Annotated in this window: 6 protein-coding genes; 4 read left to right on the forward strand and 2 right to left on the reverse strand. The window is 70.6% G+C overall.

What is annotated here, in order from left to right; all coding sequences use genetic code 11:
* Positions 1–69 precede the first annotated feature (69 nt).
* Positions 70–1,014 carry a type I pantothenate kinase gene (coaA, locus tag JSX79_RS17850; RefSeq protein ID WP_071295218.1) on the reverse strand — a complete coding sequence of 315 codons (945 nt, stop codon included), beginning with the start codon at positions 1,012–1,014 and terminating at the stop codon, positions 70–72.
* Positions 1,015–1,102: 88 nt separating this feature from the next.
* Positions 1,103–3,307 carry a hypothetical protein gene (locus JSX79_RS17855; protein WP_229087531.1) on the reverse strand — a complete coding sequence of 735 codons (2,205 nt, stop codon included), beginning with the start codon at positions 3,305–3,307 and terminating at the stop codon, positions 1,103–1,105.
* A gap of 86 nt (positions 3,308–3,393) precedes the next feature.
* Between JSX79_RS17855 and tsaB the strand changes: the two genes are divergently transcribed.
* The 4 genes from tsaB to JSX79_RS18820 all read left to right on the forward strand — a co-directional run bounded on the left by tsaB (position 3,394) and on the right by JSX79_RS18820 (position 6,468).
* On the forward strand, positions 3,394–4,020 hold the full coding sequence (tsaB, locus tag JSX79_RS17860) for a tRNA (adenosine(37)-N6)-threonylcarbamoyltransferase complex dimerization subunit type 1 TsaB (RefSeq protein ID WP_229087533.1): 627 nt from the start codon (positions 3,394–3,396) through the stop codon (positions 4,018–4,020).
* A complete protein-coding gene (gene rimI / locus JSX79_RS17865; protein WP_229087535.1) occupies positions 4,017–4,553 on the forward strand; it encodes a ribosomal protein S18-alanine N-acetyltransferase in 537 nt (178 codons plus the stop codon). The genes tsaB and rimI overlap by 4 nt, the downstream gene beginning before the upstream one ends.
* A complete protein-coding gene (gene tsaD, locus JSX79_RS17870) occupies positions 4,546–5,595 on the forward strand; it encodes a tRNA (adenosine(37)-N6)-threonylcarbamoyltransferase complex transferase subunit TsaD (protein ID WP_071294740.1) in 1,050 nt (349 codons plus the stop codon). The genes rimI and tsaD overlap by 8 nt, the downstream gene beginning before the upstream one ends.
* Positions 5,596–5,718: 123 nt before the next feature.
* Positions 5,719–6,468, forward strand: a complete 750-nt coding sequence (locus JSX79_RS18820; RefSeq protein ID WP_229087536.1) for a DUF4190 domain-containing protein — start codon at positions 5,719–5,721, stop codon at positions 6,466–6,468.
* The last annotated feature ends 147 nt before the right edge of the window (positions 6,469–6,615 follow it).

Raw genomic sequence — 6,615 nt, forward strand, 5'->3', positions numbered from 1 at the left:
CAAGGTGTCGTCGGTGTTGCTCCGCAAGATCTGACGCCCGCGGCGCCGCGGCGTCGGCCGCCCCGCGCGTCAGATCTTGCGGAGCAACACCGACGACACCTTGTGGTCCGCCGCCTTCTTCAACACGAGGGTCGCCCGGGAGCGCGTCGGCAACACGTTCTCGATGAGGTTCGGCTCGTTGATCGCCCGCCACACCTCGGTCGCCGTCTGCACGGCATCCGACCGGGAGAGCGAGGCGAACCGGTGGAAGAACGAGTCCGGGCTCGCGAAGGCCTCTTCCTGCAGCGCGAGGAACCGGTCGACGTACCAGGCCTCGATGTCCTTCGTCTTCGCGTCGACGTAGATCGTGAAGTCGAAGAGGTCGGACAGCGCCAGGCGCCCGTGCACCGGCGGCGCGAGCACGTTCAGGCCCTCGACGATGAGGATGTCCGGCTGTCGCACCACGATCTCGGCGTCCGGCACGATGTCGTACACGAGGTGCGAGTAGTACGGCGCTCGGACCTCGGTCGCGCCGCTCTTCACCTGGCTCACGAAGCGCAGCAGGGCCCGGCGGTCGTAGGACTCCGGGAAGCCCTTGCGGTCCATGATCCCGCGCCGCTCGAGCTCGGCGTTGGAGTAGAGGAACCCGTCGGTGGTCACGAGCTCCACGCGCGGGGTGTCCGGCCAGCGCTTCGTCAGCTCGCGGAGCAGTCGTGCGACGGTCGACTTGCCGACGGCGACCGACCCGGCGACACCGATCACGAACGGCGTCCGCCCGGCTCGGTCACCCAGGAAGGCCGACGTCGACGCGTGCAGGTTCCGTGCGCCCGCCGCGTAGAGCGTCAGCAGGCGGGACAGCGGCAGGTAGACCTCCTGCACCTCCTGCATGTCGAGGCGGTCACCGAGACCGCGCAGCTGCACGATCTCGGTCTCGGTGAGGGACAGGTGCTCCTTCGGAGCGAGCTGCGACCACTCGCCACGCGGGATCTCCACGAAGGGGGTCGGGTGCGCGACGGTGGTCTCCGGGATCGGCATGGGAACGAGCGTACAGACGGGAGGCGCGGATCACGTGAGCCGACCGGCTCGCGTGATCCGCGCCTCCCGATCCGTGCTGTCGGCGCGCCTACTGCGCGTTCAGGGTGAAGGTGACGTCCTTCGCTCCCGCGGACTTGAGGGTCCGCGTGAACGTGTCGCCGGTGATGGCGGCGCCGGTCGTGTAGGACCACTTCCCCGCCTCGTCGGCGGTCACGTTCATGAGGTACTTCGACCCGGAGTAGATGTCGACGCGGGCCTTCGGCGCGGCCGTGCCCTCGATCAGCTGCTTCTGCCCCTGCACGAAGGTCTTGGTCGCGACCGTGATCGGCGCCGTCTGCTCCTGCTCGGCGGCGTTCAGGGTGAACGTGAGGTCCTTCGCTCCCGCGGACTTGAGCGTCCGCGTGAACGTGTCACCGGTGATCGCTGCGCCGGTCGTGTACGACCACGTGCCGTCCTCGCCGGCAGTCACGTGCATCAGGTACTTCGACCCGGAGTAGATGTCGACGCGGGCCTTCGGCGCGGCCGTTCCCTCGATGCGCTGCTTCTGCCCCTGCACGAACGTCTTCGTGGTGACCGAGATCTGCTCGGCCGCGGTCAGCGTGAACGTGAGGTCCTTCGCTCCCGCGGACTTGAGCGTCCGCGTGAACGTGTCACCGGTGATCGCGCCACCGGTCGTGTACGACCACGTGCCGTCCTCGCCGGCAGTCACGTGCATCAGGTACTTCGACCCGGAGTAGATGTCGACGCGGGCCTTCGGCGCGGCCGTTCCCTCGATGCGCTGCTTCTCGCCCTGCACGAACGTCTTGGTCGCCACTGTGACCTCATTCGCCGGAGCGGGCGTCGCCGCCGCCGTGAACGTCTCGGTCAGCTCGTCCTTGCCGGCGACGAAGGTGAGGTCGAACGAGTCCTCGTCGACACCGGTGAACTTCCCCGGGGTGGTGAAGGACCACTCGCCGGCCTCGTTGACGACCGGTCCGCCGATGACCTTGCCCTCCGAGCGGACGAGGATGCTGTTCACGCGGCGGGTGGTCGTGCCGGTCACGGTGAACTGCTCGCCACGCTCGTACTCGGTGGCCGAGGTGATGGTGATCTTCGGCGTGATGAGCCCGTCGGCCGCGGTGAACGTCTGCTCGAGGGACTTGTCACGGGCGACGAAGCGGAAGTCGAACGAGTCTTCGTCGAGGATCGGCGCGCCCGCGGGGATGGTGAAGGACCAGTTGCCCTCGGCGTCCACCAGGGGCGAAAACGGGATGTCCGAGCCGGCCCGCACCTGGATCGCGGTGACCTGCTGCGTGGTGGTCCCGGCGATGGTGAACGCCTGACCTCGCTCGTACTCGGTCGCCGAGGTGATCGTGATGTGCGGCGTGACGATGCCATCGGAGGCGGTGAACTTCTGGGTGAAGGACTCCTGGAGGTTGCTGCGGAACTCGAACTCGAGCTCGTCCGCACCGGTGACGCGGCCCGGAACGGTGACCTGCCAGTTCCCGTCCTCGTCGGCCTGCCCGGAGAAGGCCGGGTTCTTGCCGGCCCACAGCGTGACGTCTCGGTGGGCGCTGGCGCCCTTGCCGGTGATGACCAGGTCCTCGCCGCGCTCGTAGGTCGTGCCCGAGGTCAGGGCGAACGACGGGATGATCTGGCCGTCCTCCGCGGTGAACTTCTGCGTGAACGACTTGTTGTAGCCCGTGCGGAACTCGTACGTCAGGCTGTCCGCCGTGGTGAGCCGCCCGGGGACGGTGAACGCCCACTCACCCTCGGCACCTGCGGCGACGGAGAGCGCGAGGTTGCCGTTCTCGAACATCGTGACGCTCTGGTGGGGGATCGCGCCCCGGCCGGCGATGACCAGGTCTTCCCCGCGCTCGTAGGTGGTCGCGGAGGTGAGCTTGAACCCTCCGAGGACCGGACCGTCGGCTGCCGTGAAGGTCTCGGTGATCGAGTTCTGGAGGCCGCTGCGGAACTGGTAGGTCAGACTGTCCACGGTGGTGAACCGACCGGGGACGGTGAACTCCCAGTCGCCTTCGTCGTCCGCGGCCACGGAGAGCTCGAGGTTGCCGTCGACCCACAGCGAGACGTCCTGGTGCGCCCTGGCACCCGTCCCGGTGATGGTCAGGTCCGTCCCTCGTTCGTAGTCGGTGGACGAGGTGATGCGGAACCCGTTGCCGAACGCCGCGGTCGAGGACGACGACGTGGAAGCCGGAGCTGCCGGAGCGGCCATCGCCACGGTGGCGGGAGCGATCGCGATCGACGTGCCGAGGGTTGCGATGACGCAGGCGGTGAGGGTGGAGCGCTTCTTCATGAACATCCTTCGCAATTGTGTGAAATGCAACATATGCTAAGTCGCCCATGCTGAGACGGCACTGCTGTGAGTCATACGATGGGACCGTGCTGCTCGCGATCGACACCTCCGCCGGAACCTCGGTCGCTGTCGTCGACCCGGGCAGCGGGCAGGCCCTCGCGACCCGCAGCACCGAGGACAGCCGCCGCCACGCCGAGGTCATCGGCCCGTTCCTCGCCGAGGTCCTCGACGTGGCCGGCATCACCCCCGCCGATGTCTCGGGCGTCGTCGCCGGCATGGGGCCGGGGCCGTTCACCGGCCTCCGCGTCGGCATCGCCGCAGCTCGCACCTTCGCCGCGGCACGCGGCGTCCCCTTCTTCCCGCTGGTCAGCCACGACGCGGTCGCGGCCGATCAGGACGGACCCGGTCCGTTCGTCGTCCTGACGGACGCGCGTCGGCGCGAGGTCTACTGGAGCGCCTACGACCAGACCGGCGCGCGCGTCGCGGGTCCCGGACTCGCCAAGCCGGCGGACCTCGACGAGGCGATCCGCGCCTCCTGGCCCGAAGCCGTGGGCTGGGACCGCGTGACGGCCCTGTCCATCCCGGCCTGGAGGCTCGGCGCGCTCGCCGCAGACCGGCTCACCTCCGGCGCGCCCTTCGCCGAGGACGCGCCCCTCTACCTCCGCGATCCGGACGTCACGATGCCGGGTGCGCCCAAGCGGGTGAAGCAGTGACGCTGCCCGACGGGCTGCGCCTGCGGCGCGCCCACCCGCAGGACCTCGACGACGTGATGTGGCTGGAGCACGCGTCGTTCCCGACCGATGCCTGGTCGGCGTCGCAGATGTCCGGGGAGCTGTACTCGCCGCACGGGTACTACGTCGTCGTCGAGACGACCGAGGGCGGGGCGCCGACGATCGTCGGGTACGCCGGGCTCTCCTCGTTGGCGGGCAACCCCGTGGCGGACGTCCAGACGATCGCGGTCGCGGCGGACCAGCGGGGGAAGGGCATCGGTCGGGTGCTCTTCACCGAGCTCCTCGACGAGGCGCGGCGGCGTGGCGTGCACGAGGTCTTCCTCGAGGTGCGCGCCGACAACCCCGTGGCCCAGGCGATGTACACGGCGTTCGGGTTCGAGCGGATCGCCGTCCGCCCCCGCTACTACCAGCCCGACGGCGTGGACGCGTGGGTGATGCGGGCGGAGCTCGCGACGGCTCCCAGCGTCGGGCCGTCCGGCGTCGGCCCCATCGGACAGGAGGCCCTCGATGGCTGAACCACTCGTCCTCGGCATCGAGACGAGCTGCGACGAGACCGGCGTCGGGATCGTGCGCGGCAACACCCTGCTCGCGAACGTCATCGCGTCGAGCATGGAGGAGCACGCGCGGTACGGCGGCGTCGTCCCCGAGGTCGCCGCACGGGCCCACCTCGAGGCGATGACCCCGACGCTGACCGCTGCGCTCGAGCAGGCCGGCGTCACCCTCGACGAGCTCGACGCCGTGGCGGTGACCGCGGGGCCGGGCCTCGCCGGGGCGCTCATGGTCGGGGTCGGCGCGGCGAAGGCCCTCGCAGTGGCGACGGGTAAGCCGTTGTACGGCGTGAACCACCTGGTCGGGCACGTCGGTGCTGACGTCCTCCGGTCGGACGGGTCCGAGATCGACCTGCCGACGGTGGCGCTCCTGGTGTCCGGCGGGCACACGTCGCTGCTGCTCGTGCAGGACCTCGTCGGCGACGTGGAACTGCTCGGCGAGACGATCGACGACGCCGCGGGCGAGGCGTTCGACAAGGTCGCGCGGCTCCTGGGGCTGCCGTACCCCGGCGGCCCGCAGATCGACAAGGCCGCGGCGGACGGCGACCCCACCGCGATCCGTTTCCCCCGCGGCTTGACGCTGCCGAAGGACATGGCCGCGCACCGCTACGACTTCTCGTTCTCCGGACTGAAGACCGCCGTCGCCCGGTGGGTCGAGCGCTGCCGTGACGAGGGGCGCGAGGTCCCCGTGGCCGACGTCGCCGCCAGCTTCCGCGAAGCCGTGGTCGATGTGCTCCTCACCAAAGCGCTGCGTGCGTGCGCGGACACCGGCGTGCACCGGCTCCTGCTCGGCGGCGGCGTCGTGGCGAACGCCCGGCTGCGGGCCGTCGCCGAGGAGCGCTGTGCTGCGGCCGGTGTCGAGCTCCGGATCCCGCCGTTCGACCTCTGCACGGACAACGGGGCGATGATCGCGGCGATCGGCGCCCGGCTCGTCGCCGAGGGGCACGCGCCGAGCGACCTCGGGATCGCGGCGGACTCGACGCTGCCCGTGACGACCGTCCAGGTCTGACGCTCGCGGGCCGACGCCGTTCCGCGTCCGGTCTGCGTCGTGCTCGCGTCCGGCCCGCAGGGGAGTGTCTGTGGGAGGATTCACACGAGGCGCCGACGACCGTGGCGCCGAGAGGGGTGGACGGTGTCCGATCAGAACCAGTGGCCGAAGCCGGGCGAGACGCCGGACAGCACCGCATCGTCGGTGCCGTCGAGTGCGGCCCAGCCCGAGTCCGGGCAGCCGCAGCAGTACGGCGCGTCCGCTCCCGAGGCACCGTCGGCAGCGCCGAACGACCCGTGGGGGCAGTCCGGACAGCAGGCGCACCCGGGTTACGGCGCCCCGCAGGGTTCGAACCCCTACGCCGCACCGCAGAACCCGTACGCGGCGCCGCAGCAGCCGCAGAACCCGTACGCCGCGCAGCAGCCGCAGAACCCCTACGGCGCGCAGCAGCAGCAGAACCCCTACGCCGCGCCGCAGAACCCGTACGCGGCCCCCGGCCAGCAGAACCCGTACGCCGCCCCGGGCCAGCAGAACCCGTACGCCGCCCCGGGCCAGCAGAACCCCTACGCGGCCGCGGGCTACCAGCCCTACGCACAGCGCCCGAAGACCAACACGCTGGCGATCCTGTCCATCGTGTTCGGCCTCGGGGCCATCCCGCTGTTCTTCATGGCGATCCTGCTCGGCCCCGCCGGTGCGATCCTCGGCCACCTCGCCCTCGGCCGCATCAAGCAGACCGGTGAGAGCGGGCGCGCCCTGGCGCTCACCGGTGTCATCGCCGGCTGGGTGATGACCGGCGTGTGGATCCTCTGGATCATCGGGCTGTTCGCGTTCGCCTCGATGGGGAGCTCGTACTCGAACTACGACGACTACGGGGCCGGCGCCTTCATCGGCTGACCGGAACCTCGGCGACCCGCTCGCACAACGACGGTCACCCCGAACCACGGATCGCCGCGGTTCGGGGTGACTTTCGTTGTGCACAGCGCGAGCGCGAGCGCGAGCGCGGGCGCCGCGCGCCGCCCGGCGGCCGCGCTCGCGCTGTGC

Origin of the sequence: Curtobacterium sp. GD1, assembly GCF_020882855.1 — a bacterium.
In the GTDB taxonomy this organism is placed as follows: domain Bacteria; phylum Actinomycetota; class Actinomycetes; order Actinomycetales; family Microbacteriaceae; genus Curtobacterium.